This is a genomic window from Kitasatospora sp. NPDC086009 (genome assembly GCF_044540385.1).
Classification (GTDB): Bacteria; Actinomycetota; Actinomycetes; order Streptomycetales; family Streptomycetaceae; genus Kitasatospora.
In genome coordinates, this window is sequence record NZ_JBITSA010000015.1 from 212186 (window position 1) to 234014 (window position 21829).

At 74.5% G+C, this 21829-nt stretch carries 20 protein-coding genes and 1 pseudogene; 13 read left to right on the forward strand and 8 right to left on the reverse strand.

Annotation, left to right across the window (positions count from 1 at the left end):
- Nucleotides 1–378 precede the first annotated feature (378 nt).
- The 4 genes and pseudogenes from ACIF6L_RS29840 to ACIF6L_RS29855 all read left to right on the forward strand — a co-directional run.
- Nucleotides 379–1686: a discoidin domain-containing protein gene (locus ACIF6L_RS29840; RefSeq protein ID WP_396490606.1), complete on the forward strand. Its 1308-nt coding sequence runs from the start codon at nucleotides 379–381 to the stop codon at nucleotides 1684–1686.
- 2 nt (nucleotides 1687–1688) lie between these two features.
- Nucleotides 1689–2990, forward strand: a complete 1302-nt coding sequence (locus ACIF6L_RS29845) for an MFS transporter (protein ID WP_396490630.1) — start codon at nucleotides 1689–1691, stop codon at nucleotides 2988–2990.
- A complete protein-coding gene (locus ACIF6L_RS29850) occupies nucleotides 2987–3958 on the forward strand; it encodes a hypothetical protein (RefSeq protein WP_359811502.1) in 972 nt (323 codons plus the stop codon). The genes ACIF6L_RS29845 and ACIF6L_RS29850 overlap by 4 nt, the downstream gene beginning before the upstream one ends.
- Before the next feature lie 28 nt (nucleotides 3959–3986).
- Nucleotides 3987–4220 (forward strand): annotated as a pseudogene (locus tag ACIF6L_RS29855) (HEAT repeat domain-containing protein); the annotation flags it as partial.
- Here ACIF6L_RS29855 and ACIF6L_RS29860 read toward each other — a convergent pair.
- Entirely contained in the window at nucleotides 4211–5371 is a 1161-nt protein-coding gene (locus ACIF6L_RS29860; RefSeq protein ID WP_396490608.1) for an iron-containing alcohol dehydrogenase, read from the reverse strand. The pseudogene ACIF6L_RS29855 and the gene ACIF6L_RS29860 overlap by 10 nt on opposite strands.
- A 138-nt stretch (nucleotides 5372–5509) precedes the next feature.
- On the opposite strand from ACIF6L_RS29860, the gene ACIF6L_RS29865 reads away from it, so the two are divergent.
- Nucleotides 5510–6520, forward strand: coding sequence for a LysR family transcriptional regulator (locus ACIF6L_RS29865; RefSeq protein ID WP_396490610.1), 1011 nt, complete (start codon nucleotides 5510–5512; stop codon nucleotides 6518–6520).
- Between the two features lie 7 nt (nucleotides 6521–6527).
- Here ACIF6L_RS29865 and ACIF6L_RS29870 read toward each other — a convergent pair whose 3' ends face one another.
- Nucleotides 6528–7619 carry a methyltransferase gene (locus tag ACIF6L_RS29870; RefSeq protein WP_396490611.1) on the reverse strand — a complete coding sequence of 364 codons (1092 nt, stop codon included), beginning with the start codon at nucleotides 7617–7619 and terminating at the stop codon, nucleotides 6528–6530.
- Between the two features lie 163 nt (nucleotides 7620–7782).
- Here ACIF6L_RS29870 and ACIF6L_RS29875 point away from each other — a divergent pair, with 163 nt between their 5' ends.
- Nucleotides 7783–8766, forward strand: coding sequence for an alpha/beta fold hydrolase (locus ACIF6L_RS29875; protein ID WP_396490613.1), 984 nt, complete (start codon nucleotides 7783–7785; stop codon nucleotides 8764–8766).
- A 72-nt stretch (nucleotides 8767–8838) separates the two neighbouring features.
- Here ACIF6L_RS29875 and ACIF6L_RS29880 read toward each other — a convergent pair whose 3' ends face one another.
- Nucleotides 8839–9105: a hypothetical protein gene (locus tag ACIF6L_RS29880; RefSeq protein ID WP_329491065.1), complete on the reverse strand. Its 267-nt coding sequence runs from the start codon at nucleotides 9103–9105 to the stop codon at nucleotides 8839–8841.
- Between the two features lie 443 nt (nucleotides 9106–9548).
- Here ACIF6L_RS29880 and ACIF6L_RS29885 point away from each other — a divergent pair, with 443 nt between their 5' ends.
- The gene (locus ACIF6L_RS29885; RefSeq protein WP_396490615.1) at nucleotides 9549–11198 is read left to right on the forward strand and encodes a CocE/NonD family hydrolase; all 1650 of its coding nucleotides are present in this window, start codon (nucleotides 9549–9551) and stop codon (nucleotides 11196–11198) included.
- A 19-nt stretch (nucleotides 11199–11217) separates the two neighbouring features.
- Here ACIF6L_RS29885 and ACIF6L_RS29890 read toward each other — a convergent pair whose 3' ends face one another.
- From ACIF6L_RS29890 to ACIF6L_RS29900, 3 genes are all read right to left on the reverse strand, one after another.
- On the reverse strand, nucleotides 11218–12795 hold the full coding sequence (locus ACIF6L_RS29890; protein ID WP_396490617.1) for a phytoene desaturase family protein: 1578 nt from the start codon (nucleotides 12793–12795) through the stop codon (nucleotides 11218–11220).
- An 87-nt stretch (nucleotides 12796–12882) separates the two neighbouring features.
- Nucleotides 12883–13938, reverse strand: coding sequence for a magnesium and cobalt transport protein CorA (locus ACIF6L_RS29895; RefSeq protein ID WP_396490619.1), 1056 nt, complete (start codon nucleotides 13936–13938; stop codon nucleotides 12883–12885).
- A gap of 189 nt (nucleotides 13939–14127) precedes the next feature.
- Entirely contained in the window at nucleotides 14128–14631 is a 504-nt protein-coding gene (locus ACIF6L_RS29900; protein WP_359811524.1) for an Lrp/AsnC family transcriptional regulator, read from the reverse strand.
- A 230-nt stretch (nucleotides 14632–14861) separates the two neighbouring features.
- On the opposite strand from ACIF6L_RS29900, the gene ACIF6L_RS29905 reads away from it, so the two are divergent.
- Entirely contained in the window at nucleotides 14862–16517 is a 1656-nt protein-coding gene (locus tag ACIF6L_RS29905; protein WP_396490621.1) for a histidine decarboxylase, read from the forward strand.
- 85 nt (nucleotides 16518–16602) lie between these two features.
- On the opposite strand, the gene ACIF6L_RS29910 is transcribed toward ACIF6L_RS29905, so the two are convergent.
- On the reverse strand, nucleotides 16603–16794 hold the full coding sequence (locus tag ACIF6L_RS29910) for a hypothetical protein (RefSeq protein ID WP_396490622.1): 192 nt from the start codon (nucleotides 16792–16794) through the stop codon (nucleotides 16603–16605).
- Between the two features lie 100 nt (nucleotides 16795–16894).
- Between ACIF6L_RS29910 and ACIF6L_RS29915 the strand changes: the two genes are divergently transcribed.
- Nucleotides 16895–17449 (forward strand): TetR/AcrR family transcriptional regulator, encoded by a 555-nt coding sequence (locus tag ACIF6L_RS29915; RefSeq protein ID WP_396490631.1) that lies wholly within the window; start codon nucleotides 16895–16897, stop codon nucleotides 17447–17449.
- A 121-nt stretch (nucleotides 17450–17570) separates the two neighbouring features.
- Nucleotides 17571–17738: an agmatine deiminase family protein gene (locus tag ACIF6L_RS29920; RefSeq protein WP_396490623.1), complete on the forward strand. Its 168-nt coding sequence runs from the start codon at nucleotides 17571–17573 to the stop codon at nucleotides 17736–17738.
- 218 nt (nucleotides 17739–17956) lie between these two features.
- On the opposite strand, the gene ACIF6L_RS29925 is transcribed toward ACIF6L_RS29920, so the two are convergent.
- The gene (locus tag ACIF6L_RS29925; RefSeq protein WP_396490624.1) at nucleotides 17957–19210 is read right to left on the reverse strand and encodes an MFS transporter; all 1254 of its coding nucleotides are present in this window, start codon (nucleotides 19208–19210) and stop codon (nucleotides 17957–17959) included.
- Between the two features lie 158 nt (nucleotides 19211–19368).
- Between ACIF6L_RS29925 and ACIF6L_RS29930 the strand changes: the two genes are divergently transcribed.
- From ACIF6L_RS29930 to ACIF6L_RS29940, 3 genes are read left to right on the forward strand one after another with little or no spacing between them, the layout of a single operon-like run.
- Nucleotides 19369–19917 (forward strand): MarR family winged helix-turn-helix transcriptional regulator, encoded by a 549-nt coding sequence (locus tag ACIF6L_RS29930; RefSeq protein ID WP_396490625.1) that lies wholly within the window; start codon nucleotides 19369–19371, stop codon nucleotides 19915–19917.
- Nucleotides 19914–20774 (forward strand): ATP-binding cassette domain-containing protein, encoded by an 861-nt coding sequence (locus ACIF6L_RS29935; RefSeq protein ID WP_396490626.1) that lies wholly within the window; start codon nucleotides 19914–19916, stop codon nucleotides 20772–20774. Before ACIF6L_RS29930 ends, ACIF6L_RS29935 begins: the two co-directional genes overlap by 4 nt.
- Nucleotides 20734–21612 carry an ABC transporter permease gene (locus ACIF6L_RS29940; RefSeq protein ID WP_396490627.1) on the forward strand — a complete coding sequence of 293 codons (879 nt, stop codon included), beginning with the start codon at nucleotides 20734–20736 and terminating at the stop codon, nucleotides 21610–21612. The genes ACIF6L_RS29935 and ACIF6L_RS29940 overlap by 41 nt, the downstream gene beginning before the upstream one ends.
- Nucleotides 21613–21829 lie beyond the last annotated feature (217 nt).

Genomic DNA, 21829 nt, shown 5'->3' on the forward strand with positions numbered 1-21829 from the left:
GCGGCCGCAGGTCCGAGGCGGTAGCGGGCACTCCGGCGGTCGGTCGGGGCCGTGGAGACGGGTCCGGCGAGGCGTTCGGACAGGGCCATGATCCGCTGGGCGGGCGGAAGTTCGGTGCCGCCGAACTATTGGTAGGGAACTTTACTATCCATTAGGCTGTCGGTCGGCGGCTTGGCACGGCACCCCGGCTCGAAGGGGGTGTGACGTGCTCAGCGAGAGCTCTGACCCGGCCGCTGCGGTGGCGCGGTTGCCGCTCGCCCGGTGAGTTCGTGTGCTGTGGACCGGAGTCCAGCTCTCGCCATCTACTCAAGGTCATGGAGTTCAGGGATGCGTCTGGGTGTCTCGGCAAGACCTGTTCGTGTCGGAGTGTTCGCCGCTGTGATCACGTTGCTCGGCGGCCTGGTGCTCGGCTGGTCCGGGCAGGCGGGGGCGGCGGTCGACCCGCTGCTCTCGCAGGGGAAGGCCGCGACGGCCTCCTCCACCGAGGGGTCGTCGTACGCGGCGGGGAAGGCGTTCGACGGGAGTACCTCCACCCGGTGGGCCAGTGTGGAGGGGAAGGACCCGCAGTGGCTGCGGGTCGACCTCGGGGTGAGCGCCAACGTCTCCCGGGTGAAACTGAGTTGGGAGGCCGCCTATGCGAAGGCGTACCGGCTGGAGGTGTCGGCGGACGGGGTGACCTGGACGGCGGTGGCCGAGGAGAAGGCCGGCAACGGCGGGACGGACGACTGGACGGGGCTGGCCGGACAGGGCCGCTACGTCCGGATGTACGGGACGGCGCGCGCGACGTCGTACGGGTACTCGCTGTTCGAGATGCAGGTGTACGGAGTGCCGGACGGCACCCCGTCGCCGACCGGCACCCCCTCGCCGACCGGTACCGCGCCGGGCGGGGCGTTCACCGTGGTGGCGGCGGGCGACATCGCCGCCCAGTGCACCGTCGCGGACAGCGGCTGCGCGCACCCGAAGACGGCCGCGCTGGCCCAGCAGATCAACCCCAAGTTCTACCTGACGATGGGTGACAGCCAGTACGACGACGCCCGGTTGGCGGACTTCAAGGCCTACTACGACAAGACCTGGGGGGCGTTCAAGGCGAAGACCCACCCGGTGCCGGGCAACCACGAGACCTACGACCCGGCCGGGTCGCTCGCCGGGTACAAGGCGTACTTCGGCAGCATCGCCTACCCGCAGGGGAAGAGCTACTACAGCTTCGACGAGGGCAACTGGCACTTCGTCGCGCTGGACTCCAACGCCTTCGACCAGAGCGCCCAGATCGACTGGCTGAAGGCCGACCTGGCGGCCAACGGGAAGAAGTGCATCGCCGCCTACTGGCACCACCCGCTGTACTCCTCCGGCGGCCACGGCAACGACCCGGTCTCCCGGCCGGTGTGGAAGATCCTCTACGGGGCCAAGGCCGACCTGGTGCTGAACGGGCACGACCACCACTACGAGCGGTTCGCCCCGCAGGACCCGGACGGGAAGGCGACCGCGGACGGGATCGTCGAGATCGTCGGCGGGATGGGCGGCGCCGAACCCTACCCGATCGAGCAGGTCCAGCCGAACAGCCAGAAGCGGATCAGCGGTGACTACGGCGTGCTGAAGCTGGACTTCACCGACTCCGGCTACGGCTGGAGCTACGTCGGGACGGACGGCCAGGTCAAGGACACCAGCCCGAAGTACAGCTGCCACTGATGATGTACCTCGCCACCACGGGCCGCCGTCCGGACGCGCCGTCCCGCCCCGCCGGGGCGGGACGGCGCGTCCCGGGCACGGTCGTCGCGCTCGGCGCGGTCAGCCTGGTCACCGATGTCTCCTCGGAGATGGTCACCGCCGTGCTGCCGCTCTACCTGGTGCTGGGGCTCGGCCTCTCGCCGCTTCAATTCGGTTTCCTCGACGGGCTGTTCAACGGGGCGACGGCACTGGTCCGGCTGCTCGGCGGCAAGCTCGCCGACCGCGGCGGCGGCCGGCACCGGACGGTCGCCGGGGTCGGCTACCTGCTGTCGGCGCTCTCCCGGCTCGGGCTGCTGCTGGCCGGCGGCGCGGCCGCCGGGATCGCCGCCGCGCTGGCCGCCGACCGGCTCGGCAAGGGCGTGCGGACCGCGCCGCGGGACGCGATGATCTCGCTCAGCGCGCCGCCGGAGGAGCTCGGCCGGGCGTTCGGGGTGCACCGGGCGATGGACACCACGGGGGCGCTGCTCGGCCCCCTGGTCGCGTTCGTGGTGCTGTGGGCGACGGCGGACGCGTACGACGCGGTCTTCGTGGTCAGCTTCGCCACCGGGCTGTTCGGCGTGCTGGTGCTGGTGCTCTTCGTCCCGGCCGGGGCGAGGCCGGCGGTCGGCGTGAAGCCGAGGCCGGCGGTCGGCGTGAAGCCGAGGCCGGCCGGCGGGAAGACCGGCGAGCGCGGCAGGACGGGGAAGAAGCCCAGGGCACTCGGCGACCCGGTGTTCCGGCGGGTCGTCACGGCCGCCGTGCTGCTGGGCGCCGCGACGATCGGCGACTCCTTCCTCTACCTGCTGCTCCAGCGCGGCCTGGACCTACCGGCCCTGCTCTTCCCGCTGCTGCCGCTCGGCGCCGCGGCGTGCTACCTGCTGCTGGCCGTACCGGCGGGCCGGATCGCGGACCGGTCCGGGCGGCGCACCCCGTTCCTCTGGGGGCACGGTGCGCTGCTCGCGGCCTACCTCGTGGTGATGGCCCCGCCGGGCTGGCCGGCCACCGTACTCGTCCTGGTCCTCCTGGGCGTCTTCTACGCCGCCACGGACGGTGTGCTGATGGCACTCGCCGGGCCGGTCCTGCCGCTCGACGGCCGGGCGAGCGGGCTCGCGGTGCTGCAGACCGGTCAGGCGCTGGCCCGGCTGGTCGGCGCGGCGGGCTTCGGTGCGGCCTGGACGTGGTGGGGGCCGCGTCCGGCCCTGGCGGCGGCCGCGCTCGCGCTGGCCGCCGCACTCGTCGCGGCACGGCGGATCCTGCCGGAGCGGCCGGAGAGGGAGGTCTCGTGAAAGCGCGTTCGCTGGTGCTGATCACCGCGGCCCTGGTGCTGCTGGGCGGTTCGCTGGGGTACGTCCTGCACGCCAGGGAACGCGGCGGCGGGCAGCGGCTGGTCGCCGCCGCTAGCTCGTTCACCCTGGACGAGCCCGGGCTCTACTACCGGGATTCCGCCACCGGGCGGGTCGCCCGCAGTCCGGGGGTGGCGGACGGCCCGTCCTGCGTCCGCTTCCACGCCGCGGGGGACCGGGCGCTGTGCCTGCGCGCGCTGCCCGGCACCCCGGCCCGGACCCAGGCGGTGGTGTACGACCGGAAGTTCACCGAGCTCCAGTCGGTGACGGTGCCCGGGATCCCGAACCGGGCCCGGGTGTCGGCCTCCGGGCACCTGCTCGCCTGGACCGCCTTCGCGGTGGGGGACTCCTACGCGGCGGGCACCTTCTCCACCCGGACGTCGGTCCTGGACCTGCGTACCGGCTACCTGGTCAAGTCCATCGAGTCCATCCCGCTGACCGTCGACGGCGCCCGCTACCACGCCGCCGACGTCAACTACTGGGGCGTCAGCTTCGCCGCCGACGACAACCGCTTCTACGCCACCGTCTCGACCGGCGGCCGGACCCACCTGGTCGAGGGGGACCTGCGGGCCTGGTCGGCCCGCACCCTGCGGGAGAACGTGGAGTGCCCCTCGCTCTCGCCGGACGGCACCCGGATCGCCTTCAAGAAGAAGGTCTCGACCGACCCGGCGGCGCCCTGGCGGCTCCACGTGCTGGAGCTGGCGGGGATGGGCGAGCACCCGCTGGCCGAGTCGCGCAGCGTGGACGACCAGGCGGTCTGGCTCGACGGGGAGACGCTCGGGTACGCGCTGCCCGGCCAGGGCGGCAAGGGCACCGACGTCTGGAGCGTGCCGGCGGACGGCGGCGGGGCGCCGCGGCTGCTGGTGCCCGGCGGCTCGTCGCCGGTGGCCGTGGCCGCGGCGCCGAACTGAGCCGGGGGCCGGCCCCGCGGCCGCGGCCGCCGGCGCGCTCGGCGCCGCCGGGCTGCTGCCCCCGCTGGTCGCCCTGCTCGGCGACGACAACCCGGACGTCCGCGAGGCCGCCGTACGGGCCCTGACCCGGTCGACCGGTGACCAGGCGGTCGCCGCGGGCCCGCGGGAACGGCTCGCCGACTCCGACGCGGACGTGCGGGCCTACGCGCGGCTGGCCCTGCGGCGGGTGAGCCCGGCGGGCGTCGGCGGTGATCAGGCGTAGATCCGGGCGTAGAGCTCCTGGATCTGCTCGGCGGTGGGCACGACGGGGTTGTTGGCGGGGGAGCCCGACCCCAGGGCCTGCTCGGCCATCAGGGGCGTCAGCCGGGCCCACGCGGCCGGGTCGATGCCGTGGGCGCGGGGGGTGGGGACGGCCAGGTCGTGGCAGAGCTCGTGGAGGGCGTCGACGAGCTTGGCGGCGGCCGCGCCCTCGGCGTCCGTCGCGCTCGCGGCGCCCAGGGCCCGGGCGCAGTCGGCGTACCGGCCGGGGGCCGCGGCCACCGAGAAGGCGGTCACCGCGGGGAACAGCATCGCGTTCGACAGGCCGTGGGCGACGTGGAAGTGGGCGCCGATCGGACGGCTCATGCCGTGTACGAGGGCGACGCTGGAGTTCGAGAAGGCCATCCCGGCCTGGGTCGCGGCGAGCATCATGGCCTCGCGCGCCACGGCGTCCGAACCGTCCGCGTAGACGCGGCGCAGATGGCGGCCGATGGTGGCGATCGCGGTGAGAGCCAGACCGTCGGAGAAGGCGTTGGCCTTGCGGCTGACGTACGCCTCGACGGCGTGGGTGAGGGCGTCGACGCCGGTGTCGGCGGTCAGCCGGGGCGGCATCGACAGGGTCAGGTCCGCGTCGACGACGGCGGCGATCGGCTGGAACGCCGGGCCCAGGCAGAGCATCTTCTCGTCCGTGCCGCTGTCGGTGATGACGGTGACCTGGGTCGCCTCCGAGCCGCTGCCGGCGGTGGTGGGGACGGCGATCACCGGGAGCGCCGGCCCGTGGTTGACGCGCGGCGCCTTGTAGTCGCGCATCCGACCGCCCTGGACGCCCAGCAGGGCGAGCGCCTTGGCGCTGTCCATCGGGCTGCCGCCGCCGAACCCGATGACCGAGTCCGCCCGGTGCCCGTGCAGCGCCTCCAGGCCCGCGGCCAGCGAGTCGGTGGTCGGGTCGGGCACGGTGCCGGCGAACAGGCGGGGGCTAAGCCCGGCCCGGACCAGTGTCGCGGTCACCCGCTCCGCCGCGCCGGTCCCGACCAGGAACGCGTCGGTGACGAGCAGGGGCCGGCTCAGCCCCAGTCCGGCGACGACGTCGCCCAGTTCCTCGACGGCGCCGCGGCCGACGCGCACGATCCGGGGCAGGGACAGGCCGGCGACCATGGGGGACCCTCTCGACGCGGGGAGGAACGGCGGCCGGGTGCGCCGGCCGACGGTGCCCCGACTCTGCCGCCCCCGAGTCGTGCGCTCAAGCACCAATCGTGCAGACGGGGTGTGCGCGAATGCAGATACGCTGCCCCGGTGCCCTCCCGTACCCGCCCGGTCGGCGACGACCCGGAGCCGCCGCCGCGGCCGGAGCACGGCGGTCCCGACCCGCGCGCACTCCGCGCGGACGACCTGCGGTACCTGCTCGCCGTCGCCCGCACGGGCCGGCTGGTCAGCGCGGCCGACGCGCTCGGCGTGGACCACACCACGGTGTCCCGCCGGATCACCGCGCTGGAGAAGAGCCTCGGGGTACGGCTGATCGAACGCGGCACGGAGGGCTGGGGCCTGACCGACGCCGGCCGGTCCGTCGCGGACAGCGCCCGCGCGATCGAGGACGCCCTCGTCCGGGTCGTCGACGCGGTCTCCGGTCAGGACGCGCCGTCCCTGCACGGCACCGTCCGGGTGAGCGCCCCGGACGGCTTCGGCACCGTCTTCGCCACCCCGGCACTGGCCCGGGTACGCCGGCGCCACCCCCGACTGCGCGTCGAACTCATCACGGCCACGCGGCAGTTGAATCTGCGCCCGGCCGGCTTCGACCTCGCCCTGGCAATCGGCCGGCCACCGCGCAGCCGCCTGGTGACCGAGCACCTGACCGACTACGCGCTGGGCCTGTACGCCGCCGACGAGTACCTCGCGCGGTGCGGCCCGCCCGGCTCGGTCGCCGAGCTGCGGGAGCATCCGCTGATCTTCTACATCGACTCGATGCTCCAGGTCGGCGACCTCGACATCGAACGCCATCTGCCGGGCGTCACACCCGCGTTCTCCTCCACCAACGTCTTCGCCCAGGTCGAAGCCACCCGACTCGGCGCAGGGATCGGCGTGTTGCCGGCCTTCCTCGCCGAACGGGCCCTGCTGCGAAGGCTGTTGCCGGACGAGGTCGACATCCGGCTGCCGATCACGCTGGCCGTACGGCGCGAGGCGGTGACCCACCCCGCCGTCCGGGTCGTCCGCGACGCCCTCCACCACGAGGTCGCCCACCGCACCGCCGAACTCCTCCCCGCCGACTCGACCCGGGAGCCGGGACCACCGCCTTCGAGCCGTACATGATGATCCGTCAGGCCGGAACGGCCTCGACCACGGAAAGGACGGTGGGGGTGGGGAGGAGGCGGGAGAGGCGTAGGCCGGCGCGGTCGAAGAGGGCGGCGAAGTCCGCCTCGGTGCGTTCGCGGCCGGTGAGGGAGGCCATCATCATCAGGTCCAGGGTCTTGGACTGGTGCGGGGCGTTGCCCCGGGGGACCACCGCGTCCAGGACCAGGACGCGGCCGCCCGGGTGGAGCGAGCGGCGGCAGCTGGTCAGCAGGGTCACGCAGGTCTCGTCGTCCCAGTCGTGCGTGATGCGCTTGAGCAGGTGGATGTCGCCGGGCGGTGCGGACGCGAAGAAGTCGCCCTCCGCGAGGGTCCAGCGGCCCGCGATCTCCTTGTCGGTGTCGAGGCGATGGCCGGCCAGGACGTGGGCGCGGTCGTAGAGGACGCCCGCCACGCCCGGGTTGCGGCGCAGCACCTCCAGCAGCAGGCCGCCGTGGCCGCCGCCGACGTCCACGACGGTGCCGGTCTCCGGGAAGTCGTAGGCCGCCGCGATGACCGCGTTCTCGGCGTCGGACATCGCCGCCATGCCGCCGTGGAAGACGGCGGCGGTCCGCGCGTCCTGGGCGAACCAGTCGAAGAACGGCATGCCGAAGATGGCCTCGAACGACGCGGTGCCCTCGGTCAGGCAGCTCGTCAGCTCGCCGGCCGGCTGCCACATGGTGCGGTCGGTGAGCATCTGCACGGCCGTCCGGGCCGAGCAGGGGACGTCGCTGCGCAGCGCCTGCCCGGCGTCGGTCAGCGTGAACCGGCCCGCGTCGTCCTCCGCCACCACGCCCCGGGTGGCGAGCAGGCGCAGCACCCGGTGCAGGCTGCGGGCGTCCAGGCCGGTCGTGGTGGCGAGTTCGGCGGGCGTGCGGGGGCCGTCCGCGAGGTGGTCGGCCACGCCGACGTCGGCGGCGGCGCGGAGGGCGGCGGGGAAGAGGAAGCCGAGGGCCTCGTCGATGAGGAAGGCCGAGGAACGGCGGTAGCGGGCCTCGGGATCGGCCGCGCCGCCGGGCTCGGCGGCGGTGTCACCCGCCGCCGTCCGCTCGTCGAAGTGCTTGGCCTCGTCCTGGCGCATGCCGTCCTCCTCGCATCCGTGCCCCCGCCCGGGAAGACTGCCCACGGGCGACGGGACCGAAGCGCACCACCCACCGGTCGGGTGCGGACGTTCGCCGGGGAACGACCCGCCTGGCCGTAGGGTCGTCGTGACACGTGACGGAAATCCTCGAAGGAGCGGCCCGATGGCGACCGGCCGGCGCATCCTCAAGGTCAACGGCGCGGAGCTGAGCGCCGACCTCCTCGGCGATCCCGCCGATCCCGCCGTCCTGCTGATCCACGGCGCGGGCCACTGCGCGCTCAACTGGAGCGACGGCTTCGTCCGGCGGCTGGCCGACGGCGGCAGGTTCGTCATCCGGTACGACAGCCGCGACGCGGGGGGATCGACGACCTACCCGGTGGGCGCTCCGCCGTACGGGCTGCCGGACCTGGCCGACGATGCCGCCGCCCTGATCGGCGCCCTCGGCCTGGGCGCGGCCCACGTCGTCGGCATGTCGCAGGGCGCCGCGGTCGGCCAGCTGCTGGCCCTCGACCACCCGGAGCGGGTGGCCACGCTCACCTGCGCGTCGTCCACGCCCGGCATCCCCGGACAGGAGCAGGCGGACCTCCCGCCGATGTCGGACCGGCTCGCGGCCTTCTTCGCCCGGTCCGAGGCCCAGTCCGAGGCCGGTTCCGGGGCCGGGCCCGGCCCCGGGCCCGGAGTGGAGGACGGTGACGGCGAGGCCGGAGCGGACGGCGGTGGTGGGGTCGACTGGTCCGACCGGGACGCCGTCATCGCCTCGATCGTCGAGGGCGAGCGTCCCTTCGCCGCCGTCTCGCGGCCGTTCGACGAGGACGCCGTGCGCCGGCTGGCCGCCCGGGTCGTGAACCACGCCGCCGACATCGCCGCCCAGTCGACCAACCCCTACCTCCTCGATGCCGGCCGCCCCTGGCGCCACCGGCTCGGCGGGATCACCGCGCCCACCCTGGTGCTCCACGGCGACGAGGACCCGCTGTTCCCGGTCGAGCACGGGCGCGCCCTGGCGGCGGAGATTCCCGGCGCCCGCTTCCTCGCCCTCGAACGCACCGGGCACGAGGTCTTTCCCGAGGGGACGTGGGACGTCGTCGTCCCGGCGCTCCTCGCCCACACCCGCCGGCCGGGCGGCCCCGCCGCCCCGGGCCGGCCGTAGCGGGGAACGCGGAGAGACCCCCGCGTCGCAGCGCCGGGGCGCCGCGTCGCGGGGGTCTCCCGGGTGGACCGGTCAGCAGTGGACGCTGCGCTCGCACTCCTCGTAGCGGCGGATCTGCGCCTCGATGGCGGCCGCGCGGGCGTCCGTGACGTTGGCCTCCTGGAAGTGGCCCTGGCTGCGCAGGCGCTGGGCCTGCTGGCGCAGCTTGGCGGCCTGGACCTGCAGCTCACCGATGTTGACCGAGACGGAGGCGCGGGCCTGGGCGGGCGCGGCCTGGGCGGGCGCGGCGGCGAGGAGCAGGCCACCGGCGAGAACGGCCGAGACGGTCAGTGCGGACATGCAACGGAGCATGGTTTCCCCCTGGTTGTTCGATGGTTCATGTGCTGTTCGGTCATCCGTCGAACTGATGACTGCTCAGTAGCGTAGGTGATCATGTCCGATGACCGGGCACCGGACGCCGCATTACGGACGTTCGGCGGGTCGGCGACCCTGCCGATCGGCGGGGGTGGGGCGGGGTGGTGGGGTGATCCATCGACGGCTACTGGCGAGTAATGTGGCTGATCATCACCTCCTCTGATGGGCCATCAGCTCGCTAGGCTCGACGGCCGGGCGGAGTCGCGAGGTCCGTGCGGTCCGTGGTGTCCGCATGGTCCGAGTGGCCTCCGTAATCCGAGCGATCCGAGCGATCCGAGCGATCCGAGCGATCCGAGCGATCCGAGTCGCTCCGAGCGGGCTCCGAGGATTCGCGTGATTCCAGTGGTTCGAAGGCAGAGGGAGCAGTGATGGAACGATCCCACCCCCGTCCCGGCCGCCGGGCGGCCAGTGCCGTCCTGGTGGCGGCGCTCGCGCTCGGTGGGGCCGCCGTCGCACGGCCCGCCTCCGCGGCGGCCGCGGAGGCGACCCCCGCGAGCGGCCCGGCAGCCGGCCCCGCCGCCGGCGCCGTCGGGTCGTTCCGGCTGGCCGACATCCCGGCGAACGACGGCGTGGTGCTCAAGGCGGACGTGTTCGCCCCGGCCCCCGGCAGTCCGGGGGCCGACCCGCGGGGGCGGTACCCGCTGGTGGTGCAGCCGGCCAGCTGGGGGCAGAACGACCTGGAGTACGTCGCCCAGGGCCACGCGCTCGCCGCCGCGGGCTACGTGGTCGTCACCTACACGGTGCGCGGCTTCTGGGGCTCCGGCGGCGAGGTCGACGTCGCCGGGCCGAAGGACGTCGCCGACATCTCCACGGTGATCGACTGGGCGCTGGCGCGGACCCCGGCGGACCCGGAGCGGATCGGCATGGTGGGGCTCTCGTTGGGCGGCGGCCTCACCCTCCTCGGCGCCGCCTTCGACCCCCGGATCAAGGCCGTCGCCTCGCTGAGCGGCTGGGCCGACCTGACCGACTCGCTGTACAGCGGGCAGACCCGGCACGTCCAGGCGGCCGCGGTGCTCGCCGGGATCCAGGCGCCGACCGGCCGCCGGAGCCCCGAGTTCAGCCGGGTGCTGGACGACCTCTTCGCCGACCGCGACCTGCCCGAGGTCGTCCGGTGGGCGGACACCCGCTCACCGGCCCGCTACCTGGAGCGCATCAACGCCAACGGCACCGCCGTCCTGCTGGCGAACGCCTGGGGCGACAGCTTCTTCAACCCCGGCCAGGTGACAGCCTTCTACCAGCGCCTCACCGGGCCCAAGCGCCTCGAACTGCGCCCGGGCGACCATGCCAGCCAGGAGTTCACCGGCCTGCTCGGCCTCTCCAACGCCGCCTGGAGCAGCGCCCGTTCCTGGCTCGACCAGTACCTCAAGGGTGCCCCCGGCGACTCGCGTCCGCCGGTCGACCTGGCGGTCCGCCCCACCGGTGCGCACGAGGCCCGCCCCGACTGGCAGGCCGTCAGCTCCCGGACCGAGACGCTGGCGCTGGGGGCCGAGGACCTCGGCGGACCGGTCGCCGGGGACTGGCGGTCGACGCTGCGCGGCAACGCCGCCTCCGGGGCCAGCGGCGGCGTCGCCCTGCTGTCCGGGCTGGCGGACCAGGTGCTCCACCGGGCGCCGACCGCGGTCGTCCCGCTGCTGGACCGCTCCGCCGCCGTCGTCCGGCAGTCGCCGCCCCGGCCGCGGGGCCTGGCGGTGCGCGGCGCGGCCCGGGTGCACACCACGGTGACCGCCTCCGCCCCGCAGGGCACGGCCGTCGCCTACCTCTACGACGTGGACGCGCTGGGCGTGGGCCGGCTGATCTCGCACGGCCCGCAGAGCTGGTCCGACCGGACGCCGGGGCAGCCGTTCCCGCTGGACGTCACGCTCTTCGCCACCGCCTACGACCTGCCCGCCGGTCACCGGCTCGCGCTGGTGCTCGGCACCCGGGACGCCCTCTACGGCGGTCGCACGCCGTCCGGCTCCACCGTGACCTTCGGCTCCACGCGGGCCGACCCGGCCGTGCTGGACCTGCCGGTGCGCTGAGCCGGCGGCCGTTCGGCGGCTACGGCCCGAGGTCCTCCAGGACGGCCTGTGCCGCGTTGTGGCCGGGGATGCCGCTGACGCCGCCGCCGCGGACCGCCCCCGCGCCGCACAGCAGCACGTTCGGGTGCGCCGTCGCCACGCCCCAGCGGGCGGCGGCGCCGTCCGGCTCCCCGGTCGCGTAGGGGAACGCGAGGTCCCGGTGGAAGATGTGACCGCCCGGCAGACCGACCTCCCGCTCCAGGTCCAGCGGCGTCCTGACCTCCACGCACGGCCGCCCGGCGGCGTCGGTGGCCAGGCAGTCGGCGAGCGGCTCGGCCAGCACCTCGTCGAGCCGGGCCAGGCTCGCCGCGAGCGCGAGCTCCTTGGCCGCCGGGTCGGTGAACAGCCGCGCGGGCATGTGCAGTCCGAACAGGGTGAGCGTCTGGAGCCCCTGCCGGAGCGCCTCGGGCCCGAGGATCGACGGGTCGGTGAGGGTGTGGCAGTAGATCTCCGACGGCGGCATCGAGGGCATCCGGCCGGCCGACGCCTCGGCGTGGGCCGTCTCCAACTGCCGGTACCCCTCGGCGATGTGGAAGGTCCCCGCGAAGGCGTCGCGGGGATCCGCGGCCGGGTCCCGGAGCCGTGGCAGCCGGCGCAGCACCATGTTGACCTTCAGCTGGGCGCCCTCCGGGGCGGGCCCGGGGTCCTCGCCGAGCAGCCGGGCCAGGACGGCCGGGGCGGCGTTCGCCAGGACCCGGCGGCCCACCGCGGTGGCCTCGCCGCCCCGGTGGCGGTAGGACACCTCGGCCTCTCCGGTGCCGTCGGTGGCGACGGCGGTGACCTCGCAGCCGGTCCGGATCTCCGCGCCGGCCGCCAGCGCCGCCTCGGCCAGCGCGCCCGTCACCGCGCCCATCCCGCCGACCGGGACGTCCCAGTCGCCCGTCCCGTTGCCGATCACGTGGTACAGGAAGCAGCGGTTCTGCAGCAGCGAGGGGTCGTGGGCGTGGGTGAAGGTGCCGATCAGCGCGTCCGTCAGCACCACGCCGCGGACCAGGTCGTCGGTGAAGGTCCGCTCGATCGTCTCGCCCAGCGGGCGTTCGAAGAACGACTCCCAGACGGCGTCGTCCGCGACCCGCCGGCGCAGCCCGGCCCGGGCGGGCAGCGGCTCGGTGAGCGTCGGGAACACCCGCTCGGCGAGCTTCCCGGTCGCCGCGTAGAAGCTCTGCCAGGCCTCCCACTCGCGCGGGTCACCGGTCAGCGCCCGGAAGGACGCCGCGGTCCGGGCGGGGTCGGCGGCGTCCACCAGCAGACCGGTCGGCCGGCCGTCCCGGACGGTGGGCGTGTAGGAGGAGATCCGGCGCCGCCGCAGGTCCAGCCGGAGCCCGAGGTCCCGGACGACCCGGCGCGGCAGCAGGCTCACCAGGTACGAGTAGCGCGACAGCCGGGCGTCCACGCCCGCGAACGCCCGGGCCGACACCGCCGCCCCGCCCACCTGCGGCAGCCGTTCGAGGACCAGCACCCGGAGGCCGGCCCGGGCCAGATAGGCCGCCGCCACCAGGGCGTTGTGGCCGCCGCCGACGATCACGACGTCGTGCCGGGAGACCGGGTCCGCGTTCACGCGGTCACGCTACGCCTCGGCGGGCGGGTGGGGAACAGGCCGCGCGTCAGGTGGCCGGTATCCGCCGCGGGCGGTCGTCCGCCCTACCTACCCCATCGGGGCTCTCGGGGTGTGCCGGACGGCGCTGTTCGCCCCCGGGACCGGGGGTGCCGGGCGGGCGCGCCGCCGGCGCAGCCAGATGTACAGCAGCACGCACGGCAGCAGCAGGCCGCCGACGTTGAGCGCGACGAACGCGGTGAGGCTGCCGATGTGGTCGACCAGCCAGCCGAAGTTCTGGCCGAAGAAGCCGACCACGAAGGACAGCGGGAGGAAGACGGTCGCGACGATGGTGAGCCGCTCCATGGTGGCGGTCTGCCGGAGGTTGATCCGGTTCTGCTCGACGGAGATCACCGCGATGTTCGCCTCCAGGACGGTGGCCAGCAGGTCGCGCTGGGCGGCGACCTCCTCGTTGACCAGCAGCAGGTGGTCGTGCACGTCCCGGAAGTACGGCAGCAGTTCGGGCGCCGACCGGCCGGGCTGGAGCCGCCGGGCGAGCACGGCGAGCAGGGGGTGGACGACCCGGTAGAAGTCGGTGGCCTCGCGGCGCAGGAAGTAGATCCGTTCGGTCGGGGCGACCGTGCCGGAGAACACCGTGGCCTCGATCTCCTCGATGTCGCGTTCGAGTTCGGTGACGACGGGCGCGTAGCTGTCGACCACCTGGTCGAGGATCGCCCACAGGGTCGAGGCGCTGCCGGTCCGCAGCAGTTCGGGGCTGCGTTCGAGCCGGTTGCGGGCGCCGGCCAGCTCGCTGGCGATGCCCTGGCGGACGGTGATCACGAAGTGCTCGGCGAGGAAGACGCTGATCTCGCCGGAGTCGACCTCCTCGCGGTCGTCGTCGTAGCGCGCGGTGCGCAGGATGATCAGCTCGGTGCCGTCCTCGTACCGCTCGGCCTTGGGCCGCAGGTGGTGGGCCTGGGCGTCCTCGACGGCGAGTTCGTGCAGTCCGAAGCCCTCGCGCACGGTGGCCAGCTCCTCGGGGGCCGGTTCGAACAGGCCCAGCCAGACGAACCCGCCCTGCGCGCAGCGCGCGGCCGCCTCCTCCAGCGGCATGGGGCCCTCGTGCTGGCGGCGTCCGTCGCGGTAGTGCGCGCAGTCGACGATCATGGCCTTCCTCCTCGTGCCCGGCCGACCGCGCCGAGTGCCGCCGCACCGGCGGGCGCGGCCGCCGCGGTCGCCCCCGCACTCGATGCTCCTCCGATTCGGCCGGACGTGCCGCACCGGCGGGCCCGGGTACCCCGGTACCCCGCTGCTCCGGCGGACCGGCCGGTCCGCCGCTCGCCGGGGCTCGGCCGCTCAGCCGGTCGACGGGAGCGGGTCGCCGAGGTAGCGGCGGCCGGCTATCTGCTCGAAGATCAGGTTGGTCCGGGTCTGCGCCACCGCCGGGTGGGTGGTGAGGTGGTCCACCACGAAGTCGCGCAGGCCCTCGGGCCCGGCGACGCCGACGTGCAGCAGGTAGTCGTCGGACCCCGCCATGTGGAACACCGCCAGGACGCCGGGCAGGTCGGGGGCGGTGCCGCGGAAGCTCTCGTTCTGCTCCCGGGTGTGGGCGCGCAGCCGGACGGAGATCATCGCCTGCAGCGGCAGGCCGATCGCGGCGGGGTCGACGTCGGCCCGGAAGCCCCGGATGATCCCGCGCTCCTGGAGGGCGCGGACCCTGGCCAGACAGGTGGAGGGGGCGATGCCCACCGCCTCGGCGAGCGCGTTGTTGGGCAGCCGGGCGTGGTCGGAGAGGACGCGCAGGATGGCCCGGTCCACGTCGTCGACGGGCGCTCTGCGGGGCGGTGGAATGTTCGGCATGCCGGGCAGGATTCCAGCTGATTCCGCCGATCCGCAAGATCTCGGGCCGTGCCACCGAATCTTGTGCGGAGGAACTTCCCCCGGGTGCCGGGAAGTTCCATCCTGACCGCGAGCGTCGAACGCCCCTGCGGCGTTCCCCGCCGGTGGACGGCCCGCGGCGACCCCGTGCGGCCCCCACCGCGACCCCCACGTCGCCCCCCCCACACCAACACCCCTGGAGTGCCGCGCCCATGAGCCCGACCGCCACCTTCGCCGCCGCGACCGCCGTCGACCCGGGGGCGGAGCTGGACGGCCGCGACTTCGTGCTCCCCACCGGCGGGCTGGACGACGACCGGCGCCTGCGCGCCCTGGACACCGTGGACGAGTACCTGACCCGCAAGCGCCGGCACCTGGTGGGCTACCAGGCCACCCAGGACATGCAGGGCTGCGCACTGGACCTGGCCCGGTTCATGCCGAACAACATCAACAACCTCGGCGACCCGTTCCAGAGCGGCGGCTACAAGCCGAACACCAAGGTGGTCGAGCGCGCGGTGCTCGACTACTACGCGGCCCTATGGAACGCCGAGCGGCCGCACGACCCCGCCGACCCCGATTCCTACTGGGGCTACATGCTCTCGATGGGCTCGACCGAGGGCAACATGTACGCGCTCTGGAACGCCCGGGACTACCTGAGCGGCAAGGCGCTGATCCAGCCGCCGACGGCCCCGTTCGACGCCCTTCGGTACGTGCAGGCCGCGCCCGACCGGGACAACCCGAACGCGCACCGGCCGGTGGCCTTCTACTCCGAGGACACCCACTACTCCTTCGCCAAGGCGGTACGGGTGCTGGGTGTCGAGACCTTCCACGCCGTGGGCCTGGAGAAGTACGCGGACCGGTGCCCGCTGGTCGACCCCGCCACGGGGCGCCGCGAGTGGCCCACCGAGGTGCCCTCCCGCCCCGGCCCCTCGGGCCTCTCCTGGGACGGCCCGGGCGAGATCGACGTCGACGCCCTCGCGGTGCTGGTCGAGTTCTTCGCCGCGAACGGGCACCCGGTCTTCGTGAACCTCAACCTCGGCAGCACCTTCAAGGGCGCCCACGACGACGTCCGGCAGGTCTGCGAGCGGCTGCTGCCGATCTTCGAGCGGTACGGCCTGGTCGAGCGCCAGGTGGTCTACGGCATGGACCCGCGGACCGGGGAGCCGCTGGTCGACCTGCGCCGGGGCTTCTGGATCCACGTGGACGGCGCGCTCGGCGCCGGCTACGCGCCGTTCCTGCGGCTGGCCAACCAGGACCCGGCGTACGGCTGGACCCCCGACGTCGAGCTGCCCGAGTACGACTTCGGCCTGAGGCTGCCCACCCGGGAGCACGGCGAGCTGGACATGGTCTCCTCGATCGCGATGAGCGGCCACAAGTGGCCCGGCGCGCCCTGGCCCTGCGGCATCTACATGACGAAGGTCAAGTACCAGATCTCGCCGCCGTCCCAGCCGGAGTACATCGGCGCGCCGGACACCACCTTCGCGGGCTCCCGCAACGGCTTCTCCCCGCTGGTCATCTGGGACCACCTGTCCCGGCACTCCTACCAGGACCAGGTGGACCGGATACGCCGGGCCCAGGAGCTGGCCGGATACCTGGAGCGGCGGCTGCGGGGGATCGAGCGGGAGACGGGCGTCGAGCTCTGGCCGGCCCGCACCCCGGGCGCGGTCACCGTGCGGTTCCGCAAGCCGAGCCCCGAGCTGGTGGCGAAGTGGTCGTTGTCCTCCCAGGACGTGCTGATGGTCCCGGGTGACGAGACCACCCGCCGCAGCTACGTGCACGTCTTCGTGATGCCCTCGGTCGACCGGGCGAAGCTGGACGCCCTGCTGGCCGACCTCGCCCGGGACCCGGTCGTGCTCGGGTCGGCCGGATGACGGGAAGGGCCGCCGGGTGACGTGGTCGGCCGGGTGACGCGCAGGGCCGGGTGACGGGAAGGGCCGCCGGGCCCGGCCCCGCGGGTCAGGCGGAGCGGCGGTAGTAGGCGTCGACCACCTGGGCCGTGGAGAGGCCGTGGATGCGCCGGGCGCTGGCCACCTCCTGGGTGAAGCGGTGCCGGAACTCCGGGTCCTCCCCGAGTTCGGGCCGGACGACCTTGAGCGCCACCGGGCGCCCCCGGGCGCTGCGCCGGTATCCGGAATCGCACCGGATCATCACCCCGACTGTAGTTTCAGTCAGGTTCGGCTCGGAAGGCATCCACCGGGCGGACCTCCCGATAGGATCATCCCCCGTGGCTGACCGTCGAAGCTTGATCATGGAAGCGGCCGCGCGGGTCATCGCCCGGCGCGGTGTCCGCGGGCTGCGGGTGGAGGAGCTGGCGTCCGAAGCCGGCGTGTCCACCGCGCTGATCTACTACCACTTCAAGGACCGCGCGGGGATCCTCCGGGCGACGCTGGAGTTCATCAACGACCGGGCCGGTCGCTACACGACCGAGCGCGCCCCGGACGCCCCGCCGCTGGACGCCCGGGGTGAGCTGGAGCAGACCCTGCTGCTGGAGCTCCAGGACACCCCCGAGGTGCGGGAGAACAGCACGGCCTGGGGCGAGCTGCGGGCGAGCGCGGTGTTCGACCCGGACCTGCGGGAGGACCTGGCCCGCGCGACGCTGGTCTGGGTGCAGGAGGTCGCCGACCTGCTGGGCAAGGTGCGGCCGATGAACGGGGCCGCCGCGCTGGCGAGTTCCGCCGAGCGGCTGACCGCGCTCATGGAGGGGCTCAGCGTCCGGTGGCTCAGCGGCAGCCTGCCGGGGGAGCACGCGCGTGAGCTGATGGCCGGTGCGATCGACATCGAGCTGGAGCGGCTGCGCCGCTAGGCGCCGAGGTCCGGTCCGGACCGGTCCGGACCTGTTCGTGCCGGGGAGCGGGCCCGAGTCGGCGGGTCACACCCGTGTCCGCGATCTTGATCGAACTTTCAGTCAGACTGAGAGCGGGGCTGTGGCGCCGGGTACGACGGCCCGACCGCCCACGGCAGGGCCACCGGTCACCCGTTGGGCACTCGCCGAGGCGTTTCCCGGGCGCGAGGTCGTCCAGCTCGACGTCGACCGCCTGGTGGCCGGGGTCGGCGGCATCCACTGCTCCACGATGCCGGGGCCGCTCCCGTAGCAGCGGCCCCGGCCCCACGTTCCGCGCCGCCCAGTTCGGGGACTCCCCGGCCGACGCCGCGGCGAAGGCGAAGCTCCAGTCGCTCTTTCCCGGCCGGGTCGTGGAGCAGCTGAACATCGACCGCATCGGCCTCGGCGGGGACGGCTCCACTGCGTCACCCAGCCGCAGCCGGTCCCGTAGCGGCGGCCCGGCCCGGCGGGTGCGCGCCGGGCCGGGGTCTACCGGCCGTTCGGAGCCCCCGAGGCGGCGGGGTGGACCCGGCCGCGGCAGGCCCAGGCGGTGGCCGCCGCGAGGAGCGCGGTGCCGCCGCCCAGCAGCATCACGGCGGTGGTCGACCCGTGGTCCACCACCGTGCCGCCCGCCAGGGCGCCGATCGACAGGGTCGCCTGGAACGAGGAGGTGAACACCACCCCGGCCGCCTCCGGTGCCTGCGGCGCCGCGGCGAGGAACCAGGTCAGCGAGCAGACCGGGACGGCGCCGTACGCCACCCCCCAGAGCACCAGGACGACGGCGGCGCCCGGACCGGAGCCGCCCAGGACCGGCAGCAGCAGGGTCGCGCCGGCGAGCAGGGCGGCGGCGCCGGCCAGCGCCGCTCCGGGGGCCCGGGCCGCCCGGTCACCGGCGAGGACGTTGCCGAGCAACCCGGCCGCGCCGTAACCGAGCAGGAGCCCGGTGACCAGCCCCGGCCCCGCGTGGGTGACCTCCGCCAGGAACGGCGAGACGTAGGTGTAGCTGCCGAAGTGGGCCAGCACGATCAGGAAGGTCACCGCGAGGCCGCTGCGGGTGCCCCGCCCGGCGAGCAGCCCGCGCAGCACGCCGAGACCCGTGCCGGCCCCCGGCGGGAGCGGCGGCAGCGAGACCAGGAGTGCGAGGAGCACCAGTACGGTCAGCGCGGCCATCGCGGCGAAGGCGGTGCGCCAGCCGGCCAGTGAGCCCAGCAGGACCCCGGCCGGCACGCCGATGACCGAGCCGAGCGGCACGGCGGTGAAGAACACGGTGTTCGCCCGGGCCTGCCGCTCCGGTGCGACGAGGCGCGGGGCGAGCCCCGACCCGATCGACCAGAAGGCGCCGATCACCAGGCCCAGTGCGACCCGGGCCGCCAGCACCGCCCAGTAGGCGGGGGCGAGCGCGTTGAGCAGGTCGGCGAACGCCAGCAGCGCCAGCAGGCCGCAGAGCATGGTGCGGCGGTCGGCGCGCCGGGTGGTGACGGTGACCACCGGCGCGGCCACCGCGGCGACCAGGCCGGGCAGCGTCATCATCAGTCCGGCCGTGCCGTCGGAGATCCGGAAGGAGGCGCCGATCGGGGTGAGCAGGCCGATCGGCAGGATCTCGGTGGTGACGAGGGAGAAGACGCCGACCGTCACGGCCAGCACGGCGGGCCAGCCGCCGGTCCTGGCGCGGGGGCCGGGCGGGGCGCCGGCGGGTGTGGGCGGGGCGGGTGCGGGCGGGGTGGGGAGAGCGGTGTCGGGCACGCCGGCGGTCCTGTCCGTGTGGGGTGGGTTCAAGTCGAAGTCCACCAGTTCGGCCGGGTGTCGGGCTGGCGTGAATCCGACGTGAACGTCCGGTCCGAGCGGCTTTCCACCGCCCGCGCCCTGGACGGATAGCTCTCACTGAGAGCTAAAATGGAGGCATGACCGCGGATGTCACGGACACCTCCGCCACCGCCCTGGGCGACGAGTTCTCCACCCTCCTCGTCGGGATCCAGCGCCTGGTCCGACGACGGCTGCGGGAGGGCCTGACCGAGCCCCGGCTGCGCGGCGCGCAGGTCGAACTGCTGCGCCTGGTGGCCGACTCGCCGGGCCTGCGGGTCTCGGACGCGGCCGCGGAGCTCTGCCTGGCCGGCAACTCGGTCTCCACCCTGGTCAACCAACTGGTCGCGCTGGGCCTGCTGCGCCGCGAGGTGGACCCGGCCGACCGCCGGGCCGCCCTGCTCCACGTCACCGACGAGGCGGCCGAACGGCTCGCGGCCTGGCGGGCCCGGCGGTCGGCGCTGGTCGGCGAGGTGGTGGCGGGGCTGTCCGCCGAGGAGCGGACGGCGCTGGACGCCGCGCTGCCCGCGCTGCGCGGCGTCGCGGCGGGCCTGCGCGCCCGACCGGAGACGAGGCCGGAGGCGAGGCCGGAGACGACGAAGCCGGAGAAGCCGGCGACGAAGGAGACGAAGGAGAGGGTGCGGCGGTGACGTCGGGCGAGGACGAGGCGGTGGTCTGCCGCGGCCTGGAGTACTCCTTCCACCGCGGCCGGGGGAAGGACGGTGCCACCAAGGCGGTCGACGGGGTCGACCTGACGGTCCGCACCGGCGAGGTGTTCGGCCTGCTCGGCCCCAACGGCGCCGGCAAGACCACCACGATCCGGGCGATCACCACCCTGCTCCCGACGGCCGCCGGCATGGTCCGGGTCTTCGGCCACGACGCGACCCGGCAGCGCACGCAGGTGCGCCGGCTGCTGGGCTACGTCCCGCAGCAGCTGTCCGCCGACGCGGGGCTGACCGGTCGCGAGAACGTCGCCCTGTTCGCCCGGGTCTTCGACGTGCCGAGGTCCGAGCGGTCCGAGCGGGTCGCCCAGGCGCTGGCCGCCGTCGACCTCACCGAGGCCGCCGACCGGATGGCCGGCACCTTCTCCGGAGGCATGGTGCGCCGGCTCGAACTCGCCCAGGCCCTGGTCAGCGCCCCGCGCCTGCTCGTCCTGGACGAGCCGACGATCGGCCTGGACCCGATCGCCCGGGCCGGCGTCTGGGAGCGCGTCGACGCGATCCGCCGGGCCACCGGGATGACCGTCCTGGTGACCACCCACTACATGGACGAGGCCGACCGGCACTGCGACCGGATCGCGCTGATGGACCGCGGCCGGATCCGCGCGCTCGGCACCCCGGGAGAGCTCAAGGACCGGGTCCGGGAACAGGACCCGCGGCAGTCCGAGCCCAGTCTGGACGACGTGTTCCGCCACTTCTCGGGCCGCGGCCTGGGCCGTGGCGAGGCCACGGAAGGAGACTTCAGCGATGTCCGCCGAACCCGTCGCACGGCCGGCCGTGTCGGCTGAACCCGCCGGCCCCGCCCCGGCCGCCGACCTGCCCGACCTCGCTCTGCTGCTGGTCCCGCCGCGTGCCCGCACGGGGTGGCGGGTGGTGCCGGCCCGGGTGGCCGCGATGTGCGTGGTCGAACTGCAGAAGCTGCGCCACGACCGGACCGAGCTGTACACCCGGGCGGTCCAGCCGGCGCTCTGGCTGCTGATCTTCGGCGAGACCTTCACCCGGCTGAAGGCGATCCCGACCGGCGGGATCCCGTACCTGGACTTCCTGGCGCCCGGGATCATCGCCCAGTCGGCGATGTTCATCGCGATCTTCTACGGCATCATGATCATCTGGGAGCGGGACTCCGGCGTGCTCACCAAGCTGCTGGTCACCCCGACCCCGCGGGCCGCGCTGGTCACCGGGAAGGCCTTCGCCGCCGGGGTCAAGGCGGTGCTGCAGGCCGCCGTGGTGGTGCTGCTCGCGGCGGCGCTCGGGGTCGCGATGACCTGGAACCCGCTGCGGCTGCTCGGCGTCGTGGTCGCGGTGGTGCTCGGGTCGGCCTTCTTCTCGTGCCTGTCGATGGCCATCGCCGGCCTCGTGCTCACCCGGGACCGGCTGATGGGCATCGGCCAGGCGATCACCATGCCGCTGTTCTTCGCCTCGAACGCGCTCTACCCGGTGGACCTGATGCCCGGCTGGCTGCAGGCGGTCAGCCGGGCCAACCCGCTCAGCTACCAGGTCGACGCGCTGCGGGGGCTCCTCATCGGCACCCCCGCGCACCTTCCGCTGGACTTCGCGGTGCTGACGCTGGCCTCGGGGCTCGGCATCGCGGCGGCCTCCGGGCTGCTGGGGCGGCTCGCGCGGTAGCGACCGGGCCGCGTCGGTGTCCGGGTGTGCCACGACGCCGCTGGACCGGACCGGGTGGTCGGGTGCAGCGGCGTTGTCGTGCCCGGGTGGGCGGGTGTGGCGGGTGGTGCTGGGGGTGCTGAGGGTGTTACTTGGTGAGGCCGGCCTTGACGGAGCAGACGGGCCAGGCGCCGGGGCCCTGGGCGGCGAGGACCTTCTCGCCGATGGCGATCTGCTG

Bases quoted from the DNA above. Each gene is read 5' to 3' on its own strand.
- ACIF6L_RS29845 (WP_396490630.1), top strand. From the start codon at position 1,689: ATGTACCTCGCCACCACGGGCCGCCGTCCGGACGCGCCGTCCCGCCCC.
- ACIF6L_RS29860 (WP_396490608.1), bottom strand. From the start codon at position 5,371: ATGGTCGCCGGCCTGTCCCTGCCCCGGATCGTGCGCGTCGGCCGCGGC.
- ACIF6L_RS29870 (WP_396490611.1), bottom strand. From the start codon at position 7,619: ATGCGCCAGGACGAGGCCAAGCACTTCGACGAGCGGACGGCGGCGGGT.
- ACIF6L_RS29875 (WP_396490613.1), top strand. From the start codon at position 7,783: ATGGCGACCGGCCGGCGCATCCTCAAGGTCAACGGCGCGGAGCTGAGC.
- ACIF6L_RS29880 (WP_329491065.1), bottom strand. From the start codon at position 9,105: ATGTCCGCACTGACCGTCTCGGCCGTTCTCGCCGGTGGCCTGCTCCTC.
- ACIF6L_RS29885 (WP_396490615.1), top strand. From the start codon at position 9,549: ATGGAACGATCCCACCCCCGTCCCGGCCGCCGGGCGGCCAGTGCCGTC.
- ACIF6L_RS29895 (WP_396490619.1), bottom strand. From the start codon at position 13,938: ATGATCGTCGACTGCGCGCACTACCGCGACGGACGCCGCCAGCACGAG.
- ACIF6L_RS29900 (WP_359811524.1), bottom strand. From the start codon at position 14,631: ATGCCGAACATTCCACCGCCCCGCAGAGCGCCCGTCGACGACGTGGAC.
- ACIF6L_RS29905 (WP_396490621.1), top strand. From the start codon at position 14,862: ATGAGCCCGACCGCCACCTTCGCCGCCGCGACCGCCGTCGACCCGGGG.
- ACIF6L_RS29910 (WP_396490622.1), bottom strand. From the start codon at position 16,794: ATGATCCGGTGCGATTCCGGATACCGGCGCAGCGCCCGGGGGCGCCCG.
- ACIF6L_RS29915 (WP_396490631.1), top strand. From the start codon at position 16,895: ATGGAAGCGGCCGCGCGGGTCATCGCCCGGCGCGGTGTCCGCGGGCTG.
- ACIF6L_RS29930 (WP_396490625.1), top strand. From the start codon at position 19,369: ATGACCGCGGATGTCACGGACACCTCCGCCACCGCCCTGGGCGACGAG.
- ACIF6L_RS29940 (WP_396490627.1), top strand. From the start codon at position 20,734: ATGTCCGCCGAACCCGTCGCACGGCCGGCCGTGTCGGCTGAACCCGCC.